Annotated in this window: 17 protein-coding genes and 1 pseudogene; 10 read left to right on the forward strand and 8 right to left on the reverse strand. The window is 59.6% G+C overall.

Going from position 1 to position 18,432, the window contains the following annotated elements:
- Nucleotides 1-81 precede the first annotated feature (81 nt).
- The gene (locus AB4O11_RS04505) at nucleotides 82-1,002 is read left to right on the forward strand and encodes a histone deacetylase family protein (RefSeq protein ID WP_099757249.1); all 921 of its coding nucleotides are present in this window, start codon (nucleotides 82-84) and stop codon (nucleotides 1,000-1,002) included.
- Between the two features lie 281 nt (nucleotides 1,003-1,283).
- A complete protein-coding gene (locus tag AB4O11_RS04510; protein ID WP_460130239.1) occupies nucleotides 1,284-2,519 on the forward strand; it encodes a TIGR03862 family flavoprotein in 1,236 nt (411 codons plus the stop codon).
- Nucleotides 2,520-2,753: 234 nt separating this feature from the next.
- On the opposite strand, the gene AB4O11_RS04515 is transcribed toward AB4O11_RS04510, so the two are convergent.
- Nucleotides 2,754-4,091, reverse strand: coding sequence for a DEAD/DEAH box helicase (locus tag AB4O11_RS04515; protein ID WP_460130240.1), 1,338 nt, complete (start codon nucleotides 4,089-4,091; stop codon nucleotides 2,754-2,756).
- A gap of 52 nt (nucleotides 4,092-4,143) precedes the next feature.
- Complete coding sequence (gene yedA / locus AB4O11_RS04520; protein ID WP_460066101.1) at nucleotides 4,144-5,079, reverse strand: drug/metabolite exporter YedA; 936 nt, start codon at nucleotides 5,077-5,079, stop codon at nucleotides 4,144-4,146.
- 163 nt (nucleotides 5,080-5,242) lie between these two features.
- Here yedA and AB4O11_RS04525 point away from each other — a divergent pair, with 163 nt between their 5' ends.
- Nucleotides 5,243-5,698: an Lrp/AsnC family transcriptional regulator gene (locus tag AB4O11_RS04525; RefSeq protein WP_460130241.1), complete on the forward strand. Its 456-nt coding sequence runs from the start codon at nucleotides 5,243-5,245 to the stop codon at nucleotides 5,696-5,698.
- A 153-nt stretch (nucleotides 5,699-5,851) separates the two neighbouring features.
- Here AB4O11_RS04525 and AB4O11_RS04530 read toward each other — a convergent pair whose 3' ends face one another.
- Nucleotides 5,852-6,364, reverse strand: a complete 513-nt coding sequence (locus AB4O11_RS04530) for a BRO-N domain-containing protein (RefSeq protein WP_460130242.1) — start codon at nucleotides 6,362-6,364, stop codon at nucleotides 5,852-5,854.
- Between the two features lie 450 nt (nucleotides 6,365-6,814).
- Here AB4O11_RS04530 and AB4O11_RS04535 point away from each other — a divergent pair, with 450 nt between their 5' ends.
- Both AB4O11_RS04535 and AB4O11_RS04540 read left to right on the forward strand, forming a co-directional pair.
- Complete coding sequence (locus AB4O11_RS04535) at nucleotides 6,815-7,819, forward strand: hypothetical protein (RefSeq protein ID WP_460130243.1); 1,005 nt, start codon at nucleotides 6,815-6,817, stop codon at nucleotides 7,817-7,819.
- Between the two features lie 33 nt (nucleotides 7,820-7,852).
- A pseudogene (locus AB4O11_RS04540) lies at nucleotides 7,853-7,927 on the forward strand (Lrp/AsnC family transcriptional regulator); the annotation flags it as partial.
- Between the two features lie 128 nt (nucleotides 7,928-8,055).
- On the opposite strand, the gene AB4O11_RS04545 reads toward AB4O11_RS04540, so the two are convergent.
- The 3 genes from AB4O11_RS04545 to AB4O11_RS04555 all read right to left on the reverse strand — a co-directional run bounded on the left by AB4O11_RS04545 (nucleotide 8,056) and on the right by AB4O11_RS04555 (nucleotide 10,076).
- Nucleotides 8,056-8,661 (reverse strand): 3'-5' exonuclease, encoded by a 606-nt coding sequence (locus tag AB4O11_RS04545; RefSeq protein WP_077574644.1) that lies wholly within the window; start codon nucleotides 8,659-8,661, stop codon nucleotides 8,056-8,058.
- Nucleotides 8,662-8,702: 41 nt separating this feature from the next.
- Nucleotides 8,703-9,182, reverse strand: coding sequence for a LabA-like NYN domain-containing protein (locus AB4O11_RS04550; RefSeq protein ID WP_003228475.1), 480 nt, complete (start codon nucleotides 9,180-9,182; stop codon nucleotides 8,703-8,705).
- 138 nt (nucleotides 9,183-9,320) lie between these two features.
- Nucleotides 9,321-10,076 carry a DUF2076 domain-containing protein gene (locus tag AB4O11_RS04555; protein WP_460131047.1) on the reverse strand — a complete coding sequence of 252 codons (756 nt, stop codon included), beginning with the start codon at nucleotides 10,074-10,076 and terminating at the stop codon, nucleotides 9,321-9,323.
- A 178-nt stretch (nucleotides 10,077-10,254) separates the two neighbouring features.
- Here AB4O11_RS04555 and AB4O11_RS04560 point away from each other — a divergent pair, with 178 nt between their 5' ends.
- The 3 genes from AB4O11_RS04560 (at nucleotide 10,255) to AB4O11_RS04570 (ending at nucleotide 13,056) form a co-directional block, all read left to right on the forward strand.
- Entirely contained in the window at nucleotides 10,255-10,929 is a 675-nt protein-coding gene (locus AB4O11_RS04560; protein WP_093434664.1) for a YciC family protein, read from the forward strand.
- 75 nt (nucleotides 10,930-11,004) lie between these two features.
- Nucleotides 11,005-12,084, forward strand: a complete 1,080-nt coding sequence (locus AB4O11_RS04565) for an endonuclease/exonuclease/phosphatase family protein (RefSeq protein WP_320336286.1) — start codon at nucleotides 11,005-11,007, stop codon at nucleotides 12,082-12,084.
- A 51-nt stretch (nucleotides 12,085-12,135) separates the two neighbouring features.
- Nucleotides 12,136-13,056 carry a hypothetical protein gene (locus AB4O11_RS04570; RefSeq protein ID WP_116255893.1) on the forward strand — a complete coding sequence of 307 codons (921 nt, stop codon included), beginning with the start codon at nucleotides 12,136-12,138 and terminating at the stop codon, nucleotides 13,054-13,056.
- 67 nt (nucleotides 13,057-13,123) lie between these two features.
- Here AB4O11_RS04570 and hrpB read toward each other — a convergent pair whose 3' ends face one another.
- Nucleotides 13,124-15,643 (reverse strand): ATP-dependent helicase HrpB, encoded by a 2,520-nt coding sequence (hrpB, locus tag AB4O11_RS04575; RefSeq protein ID WP_460089038.1) that lies wholly within the window; start codon nucleotides 15,641-15,643, stop codon nucleotides 13,124-13,126.
- Nucleotides 15,644-16,007: 364 nt separating this feature from the next.
- Between hrpB and AB4O11_RS04580 the strand changes: the two genes are divergently transcribed.
- A complete protein-coding gene (locus tag AB4O11_RS04580) occupies nucleotides 16,008-16,427 on the forward strand; it encodes a hypothetical protein (RefSeq protein WP_016986146.1) in 420 nt (139 codons plus the stop codon).
- A gap of 12 nt (nucleotides 16,428-16,439) precedes the next feature.
- Nucleotides 16,440-17,348, forward strand: a complete 909-nt coding sequence (locus AB4O11_RS04585) for a cation diffusion facilitator family transporter (RefSeq protein ID WP_093434645.1) — start codon at nucleotides 16,440-16,442, stop codon at nucleotides 17,346-17,348.
- On the opposite strand, the gene AB4O11_RS04590 is transcribed toward AB4O11_RS04585, so the two are convergent.
- On the reverse strand, nucleotides 17,342-18,403 hold the full coding sequence (locus AB4O11_RS04590; RefSeq protein WP_460130244.1) for a DUF6515 family protein: 1,062 nt from the start codon (nucleotides 18,401-18,403) through the stop codon (nucleotides 17,342-17,344). The two genes, AB4O11_RS04585 and AB4O11_RS04590, sit on opposite strands and share 7 nt — an antisense overlap.
- Nucleotides 18,404-18,432: the final 29 nt, after the last annotated feature.

The following is an 18,432-nucleotide window of genomic DNA, read 5'->3' on the forward strand; positions in this document are numbered from 1 at the left end:
ATGCCCCTCCGTTTCCATGCCGCAAGTCTACATCGCTGGTAGGATCCTTCACTCTTTCCTACGTTCCTACATGAAACCGCCATGCCACTGCCGCTGATCTACCACGAAGACTACAGCCCCGAGTTTCCGGCGGATCACCGCTTCCCGATGGACAAGTTTCGTCTGCTGCGCGATCACCTGGTCGACAGCGGTTTGACCCGCGACGCTGATCTGCTGCGCCCGGATATCTGCCCCAACGACATCCTCGCCCTCGCCCATGACCGTGCGTATATCGAACGCTATATGAGCGGCGAGTTGTCCCGCGAAGACCAACGGCGTCTGGGTCTACCGTGGAACGAAGCCTTGGCACGGCGCACGGTACGGGCGGTCGGCGGTTCGATTCTGGCCGCGGAGAAAGCCTTGGAGCATGGGCTGGCCTGTCACTTGGCCGGCGGCACTCACCATGCGCATTACGACTACCCGGCGGGGTTCTGCATTTTCAATGACCTGGCGATCATCAGCCATTACCTGCTGCAAAGCGGCCGGGTGAATCGCGTGCTGATCTTCGATTGCGATGTGCATCAGGGTGACGGCACCGCGCGAATTCTGCATGACACGCCGGAGGCGATTACTGTTTCCCTGCACTGCGAGAAGAATTTTCCTGCACGCAAAGCCGAAAGTGACTGGGACATTCCGCTGCCCAAAGGCATGGGCGACGCTGACTATTTGAAAGTGGTCGACGACACACTCAATTACTTGTTGCCGCTGTATCAACCGGACCTGGTGCTGTACGACGCCGGCGTTGATGTACACAAAGACGACGCCCTCGGTTATCTGCAACTGACTGACGAAGGCGTCGCCGCCCGCGATGAAAGCGTGATGCGCCATTGCCTGGGCCGCGACATTCCGGTGATGGGCGTGATTGGCGGCGGTTACAGCAAGGATCGCCACGCCCTCGCACGCCGCCACGGCATCCTCCATCACAGCGCCCAACGGGTCTGGCAGTCACACGGTTGTCATTGAGTTGTGCTGCGTTACCCACAATCGCTGTGGAACGGCCTATGGATAACCTGAGTGAAAGGGACTGCAGGCCATACCGGTTATGGCCTGCAGCGCACTGATCATTTTTCAACCAACATTTCAAGCCAATCCGAATCCCTTGTAGGAGTGAGCCTGCTCGCGATAGCGTCAGCACCTTCAACATTAACTTGGCTGATACACCGCTATCGCGAGCAGGCTCACTCCTACAAAAGATCTCGACTGTTAGAATGCGCGCCTTATCCCGCCATACCGCAGCGCTCACCATGACCCAGAACTCCGCCTCCTCCCCCGCTCACGTCGCCATCATTGGCGGTGGCCCCGCCGGCCTGATGGCCGCCGAAGTGCTGAGCCAGGCCGGAATCCGCGTCGATCTCTACGACGGCATGCCCTCGGTGGGCCGCAAGTTCCTGCTCGCTGGCGTCGGCGGCATGAACATCACCCACTCCGAAGCCTACCCGGCGTTCCTTTCACGCTACGCCGAGCGCGCCCCGCAAATCGCTCCGTTGTTACGCGGCTTCGACGCCGATGCGTTGTGTAAATGGATTCACGACCTGGGCATCGAAACCTTTGTCGGCAGCTCCGGCCGGGTGTTCCCCACTGATATGAAAGCGGCCCCGCTACTGCGCGCCTGGCTCAAGCGCCTGCGTGACAGCGGCATAGTTATCCACACCCGCCACCGCTGGCTCGGCTGGGATGAACACGGCGCGCTGCGCATCGACAGCCCGGAAGGTGAAATAACCGTAAAACCCGATGCCACCCTGCTCGCCCTTGGCGGCGGCAGTTGGTCGCGCCTCGGTTCCGACGGTGCGTGGATGCTGCCGCTGGAGCAACGCGGTGTAGGACTGGCGCCATTACAGCCAAGTAATTGCGGCTTCGAGGTGCAGGCCTGGAGCGAATTGATGGTCAGCAAATTCGCCGGCGCACCGCTGAAAAATATCGCCATCGGTTTGAATGACGATATTCCGCGCTTGGGCGAATGCGTGATCACCGCGACCGGCATTGAAGGCAGTCTGATTTATGCGCTGTCGGCGCCGATTCGTGAGGCGATCAACCAATATGGCGCCGCGGTTGTTCACATTGATCTGTTGCCCGGCCGGCCTGTGGATAAATTGCAGGCGGCGTTGAGCAAACCACGCGGTTCGCGGTCGATGGCCAAGCATCTGCACAGTCAGGTCGGGATTGATGGGGTGAAAGCGGCGTTGTTGCGCGAGTTGACTGATGCGGCGACGTTTGCTGATCCGGCGCTGTTGGCGCGGGCGATCAAGGCGTTGCCGCTGACTCTGGTCAGAACGCGGCCATTGGACGAGGCGATCAGCAGTGCCGGGGGCGTGACGTTCGAGGCGATGGATGAGCGCTTGATGCTCAAGGTGTTGCCGGGAGTGTTCTGCGCGGGGGAGATGCTTGATTGGGAAGCGCCAACGGGCGGGTATTTGCTGACCGGGTGTTTTGCCAGTGGCCGGGCGGCCGGGTTGGGAATTGTGCAGTGGCTGAAAAGCTAAACCCTCACCCCAGCCCTCTCCCAGAGGGAGAGGGAGCCGACCGAGGTGTCTGGCGTCCAACATCGACCTGAAACACCGAGTCGATTATGGATTCGGCCAGCCAACCGAAGTGTCTGGCGAAACTCTGTCGATTGTAGATTCACAACAGTCGGATCAGGTCGGCGTAATTCCCGAATATCCCCCAATCAGTCCCCTCTCCCCCTGGGAGAGGGTTAGGGTGAGGGGCTTTTGACTTTAAGGCTTACGCTTACGCGGCCCGGTATTGAACACCGGCACTTTACGCACAGGCTTGACCGAAGGCTCCGGCGCCTGCGTCTCGCCGCTGTCGACCCACTTGCCCAGATTGCGTTTGCCGCCACCACCCGAAGCTTTAGGTTTCTTCGGTTTCTTCGGCTTCTTGATCACCTGACCGCTGGCATCGGTGTCCGGCACGCGGTGCTCCGGTTCGAAATCCGGCTCGTTCTGACGTTTCAAGGTCTGGCGCGTCAGCATTTCAATCGCCGACAACATGTTCACTTCGTCCGCGCACACCAGCGAGATCGCCTCGCCCGTCGCGCCAGCACGACCCGTGCGGCCGATACGGTGAATGTAGTCTTCAGCCACGATCGGCAGATCGAAGTTGATCACCAGCGGCAGATCTTCGATATCCAGACCACGGGCAGCCACGTCAGTTGCCACCAGAATCTGCACTTCACTGAGCTTGAAACGATCCAGCGCCCGCTGACGGGTGGCCTGAGGTTTATCACCATGGATACCGTCGGCATTCACGCCCAGGCCCTGAAGTTTTTCCACCAGCGCATCGACACCATTACGGGTCTTGGCGAACACCAGCACCTGCTTCCACTTGTTCTTGCGCATCAGGTGCACGAACAGTTCGGCCTTGCGCTTCTTGTCCACCGTGACGATCCACTGCTTGACCGTATTGGCCGCGACGTTGCGCGGGCTGACTTCGACGGTCAGCGGATCGTTGAGCATCTGCCCGGCGAGCAGGCGGATGTCATCGGAGAAGGTTGCGGAAAACAACAGGGTCTGGCGCTTTTTCGGCAGCATGCGGTAAATGTTCGCCAGTTCTTCGGAGAAGCCCAGGTCGAGCATACGATCGGCTTCATCCAGCACCAGAGTCTGCAACTGATCGAGTTTCAGCGCGTTCTGGCGGAACAGGTCGATCAGGCGACCGGGCGTGGCGACCAGCACATCGACGCCGCCGCGCAGCTTCATCATCTGCGGATTGATGCTGACGCCGCCGTAAACCGCATAGGTACGCAGCGGCAGGTTTTCGGCGTACTGACGCACAGACTCATGCACCTGCTCGGCCAGCTCACGGGTCGGCACCAGAATCAGTGCACGCGCCGAGTTGGCAGCGACTTTCGGCCCTTCCATGGCCAGCAACTGCAGCAGTGGCAAGGCGAAACCGGCGGTTTTGCCAGTGCCGGTCTGAGCGGCTGCCATCAAGTCACGACCGGCCAGCACGGCCGGAATGGCTTGCGCCTGAACCGGCGTCGGGGTCTGGTAGCCGAGCGTCTCGAGGGAGCGCAGCAAGGGTTCGATCAGGCCAAGGGAGGCGAAAGTCATGGGAGTACCGTAGGAAAAAATAACGCAGGCATGCAATGCCGCGCAGTTTACCCTAATTCGTACGCGTTTCTGTGGGAACGGCTGTCGGCGCCACGACTGGCGGCTGTGCCGGACGGCGCCACTGCGGCAGTCCGATCAACACCACCGCGCTGATGATCACCAGCATCGCCAGCGCTTCTTCGATGCCGATGGTCTCGCCGACAAACACAATCCCCAGCAACACCGCGACCGCCGGGTTGACGTAGGCATAACTGGTCGCCGCCGCTGGACGCACGTGCTTGAGCAAATACATATAAGAGTTGAAGGCGATGATCGATCCAAAGAAGATCAGGTACGCCAGCGCCAGCCAGCCCTCAATCGGCGGGACAGCTTGCAAGTGTTCACCACTGGCAGCGCTGCCAATCAGCAGCACCACACCGCCAACCAGCATTTCCACCGCGCTGGCCATCGCGCCCTGTGGCAACGGCAAATGTCTGCTCCACACCGAACCGAACGCCCAGGTTGCCGCCGCGAAAATCAGCAATGCTGCGCCCAGCGGACTCGATTGCAGGTTGGAGCCCATGTTGAGCATGGCAATACCAACAATCCCCAACGCCACCCCGGCCCACTCGAGCCGGGTATTGCGCGCGCCCCAGAAATAGCCACACAGCAAAGTAAACAGCGGTACCGTCGCCACCGCCAACGCCGCCACACCCGAAGCCACACCGGTGTGCTCGGCCACACTCACCGCGCCGTTACCGAAACTGAGCAGTAAAATGCCGATGATCCCCGCCGCCTTCCACTGCGCCCAGGTCGGCGCCGGTGCCCCGCGCCAGCGCAGGAAGGCGTACATCAGGCTGCCGGCGATCACGAAGCGCACCCCGCCGAGCATCAGCGGCGGCCAGTATTCGACGCCAATTCGGATCACCAGATAGGTCGATCCCCAAATCACATACAACGCGAAAAACGCGGCGATCAGCGGCAAGGAAAAACGGCGCAAGGCAGGCATGGGCAGCTCGAAAGTCTGAGTCCGGGGATGGATTATTCTAGAAAGGCTGACGAGCAAAAATAAGTTACAAAACCTGTTTATAGCGCCGGTACACTTTTGAAAGAACGGAGATCATCGGAATAAACCGGGATTTCGAAAGTCTGGCATTTTCAGGAGTCCGGCCTTGGACAAATACGACCGCATGCTGCTCAGCGCCCTGCTGGAAAACGGCCGTGCGTCCTACGCCGATCTGGCGCGCAAGGTGAACCTCTCCGCCCCCGCCGTCGCCGAGCGCGTGGCCAAGCTTGAAGCGTCCGGGGTAATTACGGGATATGAGGCGAAAATCGATCTGTCGAAAATCGGTCTGCCAATCCAGTGCATGATCGAATTGCGCCTGCACCAGAACGGCAGCCAGAAGGTCTACGACGAACTGGTGAAAATCCCACAGTTGACCGAGTGCTTCCGAGTCACGGGCGATCCGTGCGTGATGATGAAGGCCGCGGTGGGGTCGATGACGGAGCTGGAGGCGTTGATCAATCGGGTGGCGAAGTTTGGCTTCAGCAAGACCTCGATTGTGTTGTCGAGCGCGATCGAAAAACGCGTGCCGTTAGGCCAGATCGAAAGCAACGGCAAATCCTGAGGACGATGATGCCCCCTGTGGGAGCGAGCTTGCTCGCGAAAGCGGTGTATCAGTCGATACAAATTTTGGCTGACACACCGTCATCGCGAGCAGGTTCATAGCTCATTCACTCGATCAAAAATCAACTTTCCATCCTGAAACAACTAGCGGCCTTCATCTGTAGCTGGCACCTTCCTGAGTCAACATGTACGGCATGTCTCGCATGCGTATCCATGGCTCATTACGCCAATGCAGAAGTCTCAACGTTTCCCCGGCACACATGATCAAGCGCAAATGCGGGTCTGGAACTGACTTCGAGTTCTGACGAAGCATTGGCACAATCTCGTGAGTCAGCCAACGACGCAGATGACGGTTCTCTGGGGAATAGTGATACACCAGCATTGCGTAAACCCCTGACTCGCTCAGCATTAAAAACTCTTGAGCGCCATCATTACCTGACAGATGCATCATCCGCCGCTGATCCTCATCCAGCTTGAGCACTTGCCGCGCATTGATTTCCAGCCCCATGAGACGACCGATGTCTCGGGCACAGAACCAAGCCTCCGCATGTTGCAGAGTAGCCCTCAGTTGAATGTGATGACGGATGAACAATTGGGGTTGTATGAGCGGCTCATGTGGGATTGCTGAACCGAAATTTTCTGAGTGCGTGGGGACAACCTTGACCATGACAAATCTCCTTAGAATATCGGAGCTGCCCGCATCACTTGCAGATGATGGGTGGCAGCTGTGCGCGGGTCTGCAAGACCGAGTAGGAGACCTCGGCAGACCCGAAGGTCTCCCGCACACAGCTACCATAAATCGATAGTCGCTAATTGAAGCGACGCGATTATAGGTTTGCCAGTGGTCTCCTAACAAACTATCGGCGGGCTTGCAGTCCCGATCGCTGAATTTGCAGCGACACACAGAGGTTATCGGCGGGGTTATCTGAGTTCAAGACGGATTCCCCCTAAACTTCAGTAGGATGCTTCGCCAACCCATACACGTAACTAAACAACCCGATTACACGAGACTTTTGGTCGATGGACGCCACCCAACGCAGCAGCTAATGTCCTGACTATGCCGCGAACCGGCCTTCTAAAAAAATAAAGCCCCGTTACAAATGAGAGGAACTCAGAAATGACTTGGAAGGGAACCCTACGCTCGATGCAGGCGTCAGCCAGGAGAGCTGAGCGCAACTCGAAGCGGCGCCACCGCGAATTGCAGGTACGTCAGAAAGAATTCGCAAAAATGGAGGCTCTTGAGCAGGCAGCGTACGAAGTTGAGGTCTATGAAAACCACATAGATTTGTTGCTTTCCGTGCATAAAGATTGTGGCGAGATAATCGACTGGAGTGAGTTCGCAAATCAACTGCCACCGATCAAACCCGAAGCGCTCAATACCCATGAAAACCAGGCAAGGGCAAAACAATCCAGTTACAAGCCTGGTTTCTTTGCGCGCACCTTGAAACTTGAGGCCAGGCAACGCAAAAAAATTGAATTAGCCATTCAAGCAGCGGTTGCCAAAGATACGCAGCAGTTAGCTCAAGAATTAAGCGAGTGGGAAGCGCAGTATCAGGATTGGAAAGTAGATCACGAGCTTGCGTTGGGAATACTCGCTGGTAATGCCCAATCGAAAATTGATGCAGTCCTGCGAGTGGATCCGTTCACGGATATTTCGCACTTGGGCACGTCAATTAATTTCTCGGTTGCCGAAACTGGCATTCTCGAATGCACGCTCTCGGTACACGGCATCAAAGTGATCCCTCAAGAAATCAAGTCACTACTACAGAGTGGAAAACTGTCAGTTAAAAAAATGCCGATCAGCAAATTCAATGAGCTGTTACAGGACTACGTATCCAGCTGTGTTTTGCGCGTAGGCCAGGAACTGCTGAGTATTCTTCCCGAACGACTCGTCATTGTTACGGCGGTTGACTCTCTTCTCAACTCCGCAACCGGCCATCTCGAAGATCAGCCGATCCTCAGCGTCGCGCTTGCACGCGAGACGCTATTCAAACTCAACATGCAAAGCATCGATCCATCCGATTCGATGAAGAACTTTGTACACACGATGAATTTCAAGAAAACAACCGGATTTATGCCGGTGGACAAGGTTGATAGTCAACAATTCGCCAGTCTGGCCTGACGCGAAAAGATCGCAGCCTTCGGCAATTCCTAGACGTCGATTGTGTTGTCGAGTGCGATCGAAAAACGCGTGCCACTCGGCCATATCGAAAGCAACGGCAAATCCTGAGGACGATGATGCCCCCTGTGGGAGCGAGCCTGCTCGCGAAAGCGGTAGATCAGTCACTTTGAAGTTGAATGACACACCGCATTCGCGAGCAAGCTCACTCCTACAGGGGTTCTGTGTTGGGCTTGGGATCAGCGGTAGCGCTGCAGGTGTTCGCTGACTTTCGCGGCCGGGACTTTTTGCAGTTTGCACAGCAGGTCGTGCGATAACTCACTGACGCCGTGCTTGTGCCGTAACTCATCCGCCAGATGCGCCATCAGATTGGCCGCCATCTCGGCATCGGCCATGGCCCGGTGAGCCTGCCCCGTGTGCGGCAGGCGCGCAAACGTGGTCAGCGTACCCAACTTATGATTAGGCGCGGCCGGCATCAGCCGCCGTGCCAGCAGCAGCGAGCAGGCAAAGTTCTGCAACCGCGTGCGCTTGATCCGCCCCAGTTCAAAGTCCCAGAACTTCTGGTCGAACGAGGCGTTGTGCGCGACCAGCGGCGTGCAACCGACAAACTCATTGACCTCGTTCATCACCTGCTCGGCCGAGGGCGCGGTGCGCAACATGGCGTTGCTGATGCCAGTCAGTTGTTCGATGAACGCGGGGACTCGCACGCCGGCGTTCATCAGGCTCTGGTAACGCTCGACGATGCGGCCGTTTTCCAGCATGACCACAGCGATTTCCGTGGCGCGGCAGTTGCTGTTCGGCGACAGGCCAGTGGTTTCAAAGTCGATGACTGCAATGCGTTCCAAACCGGGTTCAACTCCGTACAAATCAATTCTTCAGTAACAGCTCAATTCTTCAACAACAGTGCGCCTTCGATCGGCACATAACGGCTGGCGGCGCGGATCAGCGAGTTGGCGGTCAGGCCGGGCACGCCATAGGCGACCGCTTGCACGCCGTGCTTGTTGATGATGCGTTCGAGCAGCATGTCGAAATCGCCGTCACCGGAAGCCAGGACGATTTCGTCGACGTGGTCGGCGGCGTCCATGATGTCGAGGGTGATGCCCACGTCCCAGTCGCCCTTGGCCGAGCCGTCGCTGCGCTGGATGTAGGGCTTGAGTTTCACCGTGAAACCGAGGTTGCGCAGGATCTGCTGGAACTGTTGCTGTTTGCTGTCGCCACGGTCGATCGCGTAGGCGTAGGCCTCGACGATCTGCCCGTCCTTGCTGATGTCGGCCCACAATGCGGCGTAGTTGAAGTGACAACCATAAGCCTGACGCACGGTGTAGTAGAGGTTCTGCACGTCGGCGAACACTGCGATTTTTTTCACCGGAGTTCCTGTGGGCGCGCAAGCGCACGAAGCGGGATCAGGCGCCAGGCCCGAAAAAGGCGCTCAGTATGCCAGCCATCAGGAGGGTTCCGCGAATAATCGGCCCGGAGCCCTCAGGGGCTCCGGACGAATGGTGAATCAGACGAAGGAATCGTCGTCATCGAAGAACGATGAGTTGTCGTTGCCGTAGTCGGTGTCGGTGAAGCCGCCCTGGTCATTGCCAGAGAAGCCGTTATCGGCCACACGCGGGTCATCGCCCCAACCGTTGTTGCTCTGGTCGGCGACCTGCGCCGGCTCTTCCTTGATCACTTCAACGATTTCTTCCGGCTGCTGGTTGTGATGGAACAGGCTGCTGATGCCCTGCGCCAGCATCACGCCACCGGCCACACCGGCGGCGGTTTTCAAGGCACCGCCGAGGAAGCTGCTGCCGGCCGCCGGAGCGGCTTGCTGCGCATAGTTAGGCGGCGCTGCGCCGAAGTTCTGTTGTGGCGCGGGGGCCGCGTAATTCTGTTGCGCTGCCGGTTCGCGCCAGCCGCCAGTCGAGGCTGGGGCGCTCTGGGTCGGCGCCGGACGCGGGCTGCCACCAAAAATGCTCGACAGGAAACCACCGCCGCCGCTCGGCGCCGGTGCGGCACTCTGCGCCTTGGCCGCTTGCAACTCGGCCTGCAACTGCTGGACTTGCCGGGTCAGTTGCTTGTTCTGCTCGTCAAGGCTCTTGAGCGCTGCCTCTTGCACCAGAATCGCCTGGGTCATGAAATAACCTGCCGCCGGCTGGCGGGTCAGGTGTTCCTTGATCCGCGCCTCGGCCTGGGCGTCGCGCGGGGCTGCCTCCGTTTCGGCCTGTTGCAGCCGGGAAAACAGTCCATCGATCAGGGTTTGCTCTTCGCTGTTCATGGCGACCTCGTAGATTGCCGGGGATAACATTGCCCTCGTCCACGTTGGCCGAGGTGCTCTCCTGTAATGGAGACGGTGACAAAACGTTTCAATGACCTTTACCGAATGTTTACGTTTGTGTCGCGCCAGCCATCATCGGTTAAAGTGAGCCACTGTTTTCGACCTGCGATACCGACTGATGAATGCCCTCGAAGTGCTGCGCGACTCTCTGTATTTTTTCAAACGCCATTTGGGCAGCATCGTGCGGTTGTGCCTGCCGCTGGTGATTTTCGAAGCATTCCTGCAACAAGTGGTCGATCACGCCAGCGGGCCGGATAACATCTCGGCGATCAGCATCGTCGTCGGTCTGTTGGTGTATCCGCTGTACACCGCCGCACTGATCCTCTTTCTCGATGCGCGCAGCCGTGGCGAGGCGCCGCGCAACCGCGATCTGCTGGCGATGGCCGCCACCCTTTGGCCGCGCTTCGCGTTGCTCACGGCGCTCAATACCTTGCTGATTCTGCTGGGCCTGTCGCTGTATTTCCTGCCGGGCCTGATGCTGATGGTGATGCTCGCGTTCGGCGAATACCTGCTGGTACTGCGTGGTATGGGGCCTTTGCAGGCGATGAAGGAAAGCCTGCGCCTGACCCGTGGGCATTTCTGGCGGATCCTGCTGTGCATTCTCTGCGTGATGACGCCGCTGTGGTTGCTCAAAGGCGCGACACTGGCGGTGTACCCCGAGCCGCAGAATCCTGTGATCGCCATTCTGATCGACAGCGCTCACAGCTTCCTGCAACTGTTCACCAGCGTGGTGCTGTTTCGCCTGTTCATGCTGATCAGCGAATTGCCTGACAAACGCGACAGAGCCATCTGAGCGCACTGCGCTTGGGCTTCGAGACGACCGTCAGGTATGCTCGGGGCCACTTTCTGTAACGCTATAAGCCGAGCCATGACCCGTCTACTGCGCTACACCCTGTTGCTTGTCGTGCTCGCCATCATCCTGATCGGCGGGCTGCTGTTCAGCCTGACCTGGCGCCCCGACGCCCGCGAAACCTTGCCGGTCAGTTGCACCGCCACAACGCCGACGCTGGTGCCCGGGCAGGCGCTGAAAGTCATGACCTGGAACGTGCAATACCTGGCCGGCAAACGCTACGTGTTCTGGAATGATCTGGCTCAGGGCGATGATGAAGCGCCGACGCTGGAAGACATGGCCTTCAGCCTCGACGAAGTGGCGCGAGTGATCCGCGACGAGCAGCCCGATCTGGTGCTGTTGCAGGAGCTCGATGACGGCGCCAAGGCCAGTGATTATCAGGATCAGCTCAAACTGTTGCAGGAACGGGTCGCCGATCTGTATCCGTGCAGCGCCAGTGCGTTCGACTGGAAGGCCGAATTCGTCCCCGACCCGCACATTTACGGCAGCGTCGGCCGGCAACTGGCGACCCTGAGTCGCTACCGCATCGAACACGCAGAACGCCTGCAATTGCCGGTCGCTGCCGCCAACTTCATCAACCGCCAGTTCCAGCCGAAAGACGCCCTGCTCGCGACCAAACTGCCCCTGAGTGACGGCGGGCAACTGACCGTATTCAACACCCACCTTGAACGCTCCAGCCAACCGGGTGACACCGCGCTGGCACAATTGACCGCCGTAGCCAAAGTGCTCGACAAGTATGAGAGCCAAGGCCTGCCGTGGCTGATCGGCGGCGATTTCAATCTGTTGCCGCTCGGCCAGTACCGCCGCCTGCCTGCCGAACAGCGCACGCCCTACTCCGCCGACAGCGAACTGCATCTGCTGTGGGACAAGTACCCGATGATCCCGACCAACAACGAAGCCAGCGGCATCGACCGTGCGCACTGGCTGACCCACTACCCCAACGACCCCGGCCTGAATGGCCCGGATCGCACGGTCGACTACCTGTTTTACAGCCCGAAGATCAAGCGGGTCGAAGCAAGGGTGCGCCAGGACGACACGTTGCGCATCTCCGATCACCTGCCGGTGATTGCGCGCTTCCTGCTGCCGGCGGCGCCATAGGCTGGGCCGAGGATCATCGCCCCGTCGCCCGAATTGACGATATGGAATCCCATGAAAATCTTATTGGTGTGCAAGGACATTGGTGGTTACGCGCGCAAACTGGCGGACTATCTGATGATCGACAACGACGTGTGTTTCATCGATACGTCATCGATGCAGAACAGCTTTGATCAAGCGCCGAAAATCCTGCGCCGCCCACTGAGACGCTGGGCGCAGATACGCCTGTTCAACAAAGCCATCGCTGCGCATGGACGTTTCGATGTGGCACTCATCATCAACCCGGCCCAGATCGATGCAAACCAGTTGGCCGCCGGACTCAAGGTCTCCGACCACAAGATCGCCTACCTCTACGACAGCTTCAGTCGTTGGCCGATGACTCGCGAAGCCCTTACCGGTTATGACGAGGTGTTTTCCTTCGACCCGGAAAATGCCGAAAGCTACGGGCTGAAAAAACTCTACAACTTCATTTACGACGACTACATCGCGGACGGTGAGCCCGGTGAGTACTCGGCGTTTGTGGTGATGGCGGGCAAGGATCGGGTGCCGGCACTTGCCGGTCTGGCCGAGGAATTCGATCGCCTCGGGCTGACCGATTACAAGTTTCTGGTTCAGTCCAAGCCGGTTCAGGGCGCGCATCCGGGCATCACCTTTTTCGAGCAAAGAATGTCGCTGGAGTCGGTAGGGGAGCTGGTCAAGCGCTCACGGATCATTCTCGACATTGCCAAGCCCGGTCAGGCGGGATTGAGTTTCCGGTTCTTCGAAGCCATGGCCTCACGGAAAAAAGTCATCACCACCAACAAGAGCGTGGTCGACTATGACTTTTACAACCCAGCGAACATTCTGGTGATCGATGAGGCCAACCCGGTGATTCCGGAACGGTTCATTACTGATCCGTATGTCGATGTGCCTGAGCACATCTACCAGAAGTACACCTTGCAGGGGTGGGTCAAAACGGTCTTTTCGCGTTCATGAAATGACATCGCAGGCAGCCCCACCACGAAACCCTGTGGGAGCTGCGCAGGCTGCGATTTTTTACTCTTCAGGTGCCGCGCGGTTTGGCCCGTGCAGTCGCCTCGGCCACCAGCGGATCATCCGGCCAATAATGCTTCGGATAGCGACCCTTCAAATCCTTTTTCACCTCGGCATAGGTGCTGCGCCAGAAGTTGGCCAGATCCTGCGTCACCTGCACCGGTCGCCTTGCTGGCGACAACAGATGCAACTTGACCACCTGCCGCCCGCCGGCAATGCGCGGGGTATCGGCGAGCCCGAACAACTCCTGCAAACGCACCGCGAGAATCGGTGGAAACTCGCTGTAGTCCAGACGAATCGACGACCCCGACGGCACGCTCAGATGATGTGGCGCCAGCTCATCGAGCTTTTGCGGCAGCGGCCATGGCAGCAGATTGCGCACAATGCTCGACAGGTCGAGGTTGGCAAAATGACTGAGCCGCGAGACCTTGCCCAGATACGGCATCAGCCAGTCTTCGAGGGTGTTCAGTAATGTCGCATCGCTGACATCCGGCCACTGACTGTCGTCCTGATGGTTCAATTCCAACTGCCGCAACAACGCCACCCGCGCCTGCCACTGACGCAATTCCGGCGTCCACGGCAACAGCTCCAGACCCTTGCGCCGCACCAGATTGACCAGCGCCTGACTGCGTGCATTTTCATCGAGACCGGTCAACGGCTCACGGCTGAGAATCAGCTCGCCGACCTTGCGCTGGCGCTCGGCGCGCAGCACACCTTCGCGCTCGTCCCAGTCGAGTTGATCAACGTTGCGCACCTGTTCGGCGAGCACCGAATCGAACAGCGCCGGATCGAAATCCGCCGCCAGATAAATGCGTTCTTCGCGCTGGCCCTGACGGCTGCCGAGATCGGCGATGACGATCCACGGCTCTTTCATCAGGCTGTCGGCTTCGGCGAACAGCGCCGCGCGACCGTTGGCCAGACGATATTCGGCGCCACCGGCACGCCGCTGTTGCGCGACGCGGTCCGGGTAGGCCAGCGCCAGCAAGGCGCCGAGCCAGCGCGGATGATCGGGATCGCTGACCGGCTCGCTCGCCTTGCCGCGCAGATAACCGCGATATTGCCGCGCCAGTTGCCGGGCGCGCTGCACACCACCCTGCGCACCGCGAGCAGCGCGTTCTTCGCCGGATAGCAGGACCAATCGACTGTGCAAATCCGCCCCGGCACCGCGCAAGATATCGCGCTCGCCCAGCAGCGCGGCGACATCGCAGGCCATGTTCGCCAGCCCCAGCGCCTGACCGCGCAGGAGCAAATGCCCGATGCGCGGATGCGCCGGCAACTCAGCCATGGCCCGACCGTGAGTGGTCAGCGTTTCCCCTTCCAGCGCACCGAGCCGTTGCAGCAAATCCTGCGCCTGTGCATAAGCCGCCGCTGGCGGAACATCCAGCCAGACCAGTTCACCCGGCGTGACACCCCAGCGCCCCAATTGCAGCGCCAGGCTGGCGAGATCCGCCGAAAGAATTTCCGCACTGCCATACGCGGCCAGTTGTTCGTGCTGATCCTGAGACCACAAGCGATAGCAAACGCCCGGCTCCAATCGCCCCGCCCGGCCGGCGCGCTGCGTAGCACTGGCCTTGGAAATCCGCTGAGTATCCAGGCGCGTCATACCGCTGCCGGGATCGAAACGCGGCACCCGCGCCAGCCCGGCATCAATGACTACGCGCACGCCGTTGATGGTCAAACTGGTCTCGGCAATATTGGTCGCCAGCACCACTTTGCGCTGGCCGGTCGGCGCCGGGTCGATGGCGGCACGCTGGGCGTTGAGGTCCAGTTCGCCGTGCAATGGGCACAGCAAAACATCGCTGCGCTCACCGATGGCGTCGGCCAGTTGTTGATGGACGCGACGGATTTCCGCCTGCCCCGGCAGGAACACCAACAGGCTGCCGGTTTCGTCGTGCAGCGCTTCGAGCACGGTTTGCGTAACGCGCTGATCGATGTACTCGCCGGGCTGATACGGCCGGCCCCAGCGCATCGTCACCGGGTACATGCGGCCTTCGCTGCGCAGGATCGGCGCGTCATCCAGCAACCCGGCCAGACGCTCGCCTTCCAGCGTGGCCGACATCAGCAAAATCTTCAGCGGCTGTTCAGCCCGGAACAGCTCGCGACCGTTCAGACTTAAGGCCAGCGCCAGATCGGCGTCGAGGCTGCGTTCGTGAAATTCGTCGAAGATCAGCAGGCCCACGCCTTCCAGCGCCGGATCATCCTGCAAACGGCGGGTGAGAATGCCTTCGGTGACCACTTCGATACGCGTATTGGGGCCGACCTTGCTATCGAGACGAATGCGATAACCGACGGTTTCCCCGACCTTCTCGCCCAACTCGCTGGCCAAACGCTCCGCTGCTGCACGCGCGGCGAGACGGCGCGGTTCAAGCATCAGAATGGTCTGCCCGGCCAGCCACGCTTCATTGAGCAAGGCCAAAGGCACGCGGGTGGTTTTACCGGCGCCCGGCGGTGCTTCGAGCACGGCTTCGTGGCGTGTCGCAAGGGCTTCACGCAGGGCGGGTAAAACATCATCGATTGGCAAAGAAATCATGCTGGCTCCCCAGGGCGTGCCCACAGTAAATTGCGAGTCGCGTTAAAGTTGTGAGCGTGCCAGGCAAGGCGCGGGACGCAGGTAAGGGTCGTTTCCTTGCCAAGTCCCGCAACGCAGCACGGCGCGCTCACAGCTTTAGCCCGTAGGGCCGAACCCCGATAGGATTCATTAGCCTTCACGCGGTGTCGATCTGGAGAAAACAACTTCAATCCTCAACGTATTTCGGTAGGGGTGAGACGAGGCCGCAATTTACTGTGGGCATGCCCTGCCAGGCCCGAGTATAACGGCGAACTGCTAGGCGTTCGTCAGGGTCTTAACTTCACACGACTACGCTTCGTTCTTAGATGAATCAGGAGATTTTCCCATGCGCTTACCTTTTCGCCTGATCGGCGGTGTACTGGTCGCCACCCTGCTCACGCAAATCACCGCGTGCGGTTCGATTTTCTACCCGGACCGGCGCGGGCAGATCGACGGCAAGATCGACCCGGCGATTGCCGTGCTCGACGCCGTGGGCCTGCTGTTCTACATCATCCCCGGCCTGATCGCGTTTGCCGTCGACTTCGCCACCGGTGCGATCTATTTCGAACCGGGCCACACTGCACAGATCGACCCGGCCAAACTCAAGCAAGCCATCGGCCCGGACGGTCAGGTCGATAATCACAAGTTGCAGGCTATTCTCGAAAGCGAGTTGGGCCGAGATTTCCCACTGGATGATCCGCGCCTGATTCAACACAAGGGCAGCACTCAACAACTGGCGATGTTCGGCCTGCAACCCGCCGCTTAAAAAGGACGTTCAATGACATCCAGCCCCGAACACGCCCGCCTGCTCAGGCTGGCGACCCGCGCCTCGGTAGCGGTGGCGTGCACGCTGATCATCGCCAAAGCCATCGCCTGGTGGCTCAGCGGCTCGGTGAGCATGCTCGCCGGCCTTACCGACTCGGCGCTGGATGGCATCGCTTCGCTGCTCAATCTGCTGGCCGTGCATTACGCGCTGCGCCCGGCCGATGACGATCATCGTTATGGTCACGGCAAGGCGGAGTCGCTGGCAGGGATGGCGCAGGCGCTGTTCATTGGCGGCAGCGCGGTATTGATCGCGTTTCAAGCCTATGAACGCATCCAGCATCCGGAACCGCTCGGCGCACCGTGGATCAGCATTGGCGTGATCATTTTCTCATTGCTGCTGACGGTGGCCTTGCTGGTGCTGCAGCATCGAGTGATCAAGCAGACCGGTTCCAACGCCGTGCGTGCCGACTCACTGCATTACCGATCCGACCTGTTACTCAACGGCAGTATTCTGGTGGCGCTGGTGTTGGCCGGGTTCGGCTGGCATCAACTGGATGCCTGGTTCGGCCTCGGCATTGCCGCCTATATCCTGTGGAGTGCGATCCAGATCGCCCGGGAAAGTTTTTCGGTGCTAATGGATGAAGAACTGCCAACCGACGTCAGTCAGCACATGCTCGAACTGGCCTGCAGCGTGCCGGGGGTGTTGGGCGCGCATGACTTGCGCACGCGGATCTCCGGCAACCACTGGTTCGTGCAGTTGCACCTGGAATTGCCGGGGGAATTGACCTTGTCAGTGGCACACGGCATCAGCGACCAAGCCGCCGATGCCATTCACAAGGCCTACCCGCGAGCCGAAGTGCTGGTGCACGCCGACCCGCAGGAAGTGGTCAAGTCAGAACGGGCGCAAACCCGGCTTCAGTAACTGACCTGATAACCGCGACTGCTCAGGCAATTCCCTTGAGCCTGGCGGTAGGCCTGCACCACTTCGGGTGCCGGTTGATACGTCGCGGTGCGCGGGTCGAAACCGCTTTGCTGCACGGCGTACTGATAGCACTGGTATCCATCCTGCTGCACCTGCTCCGGCGACTGGCCGTTGGCCGGATAGGCTTCGACGTCATAGCCTTGGGATTGCGGCTGCGGTTGCGGCTGAACCGGCGGCTCGACGACTACATAATCCTGGGTCGCCTCCTGATACGCGTAGTAGGCACCGGCGGCGAGGAACAATAGCGAACCGCCGATCCACACTTCACGGGCGTAATCGGGCAAATACTGAATGCGAATCCCGCGTGGCGGCTGCACGACGATGTAGCGCGGGCCTTGCGGGCGATACCAGTAGCCTGCGGAGTAGAAGTAATCCTGACCGCGATACGGCACGCGGTAGTCACGATCCGGGAAACGGTCGATCACATGCCCCGGTCGATATTGCGGACCAGCCCCCCAGCCATTGCCATGACCATCCGGACGGCCCGGCCAGCGATTGTCATTGGGCCGGTTACCGGTCTGCCATTGCTGATTGTGATAACCGTTTTGCGGGCGCTCGTCGCGGTAGTAACCCTGACGCGGTTCCTGGCTCTGGCGCACGGTGTCGGGCCGTGGCTGGATCGGCAGGCTATTGGCCGGCAGTTGTGGCGGTGGTGGCGGCTGGCGCACCGGGTTGGGGTTATACGCCGGACGGTTCTGGTCGTGGTTTTGCCACTGGCCATTGTTGTTGTGCTGCTGGCCGTTGTGCTCGAACTGGCGACTGTTGTCGCCACGAATGATCTCGTTGTTCTGCGGGCGCGGCTGATTCTGCTGTGGCTGATTATTCTGCGGACGCGGCTGATTGTTGCCGCCATGGCCCTGATTATTGCCCTGATGGTCCTGGCCATGGCCACCGCCCTCCGGCCCGCGATTCTGCGGTTCATCGGCAAGCGCTTGCGCACTGACACTCACACACAGCAAACCAACACCGGCCAGACGCCAGATGCGCGAATTCATGCTTTTTCTCACTGCGGGGCCTGCAAATG

Source organism: Pseudomonas sp. H1_D05, from assembly GCF_054682705.1.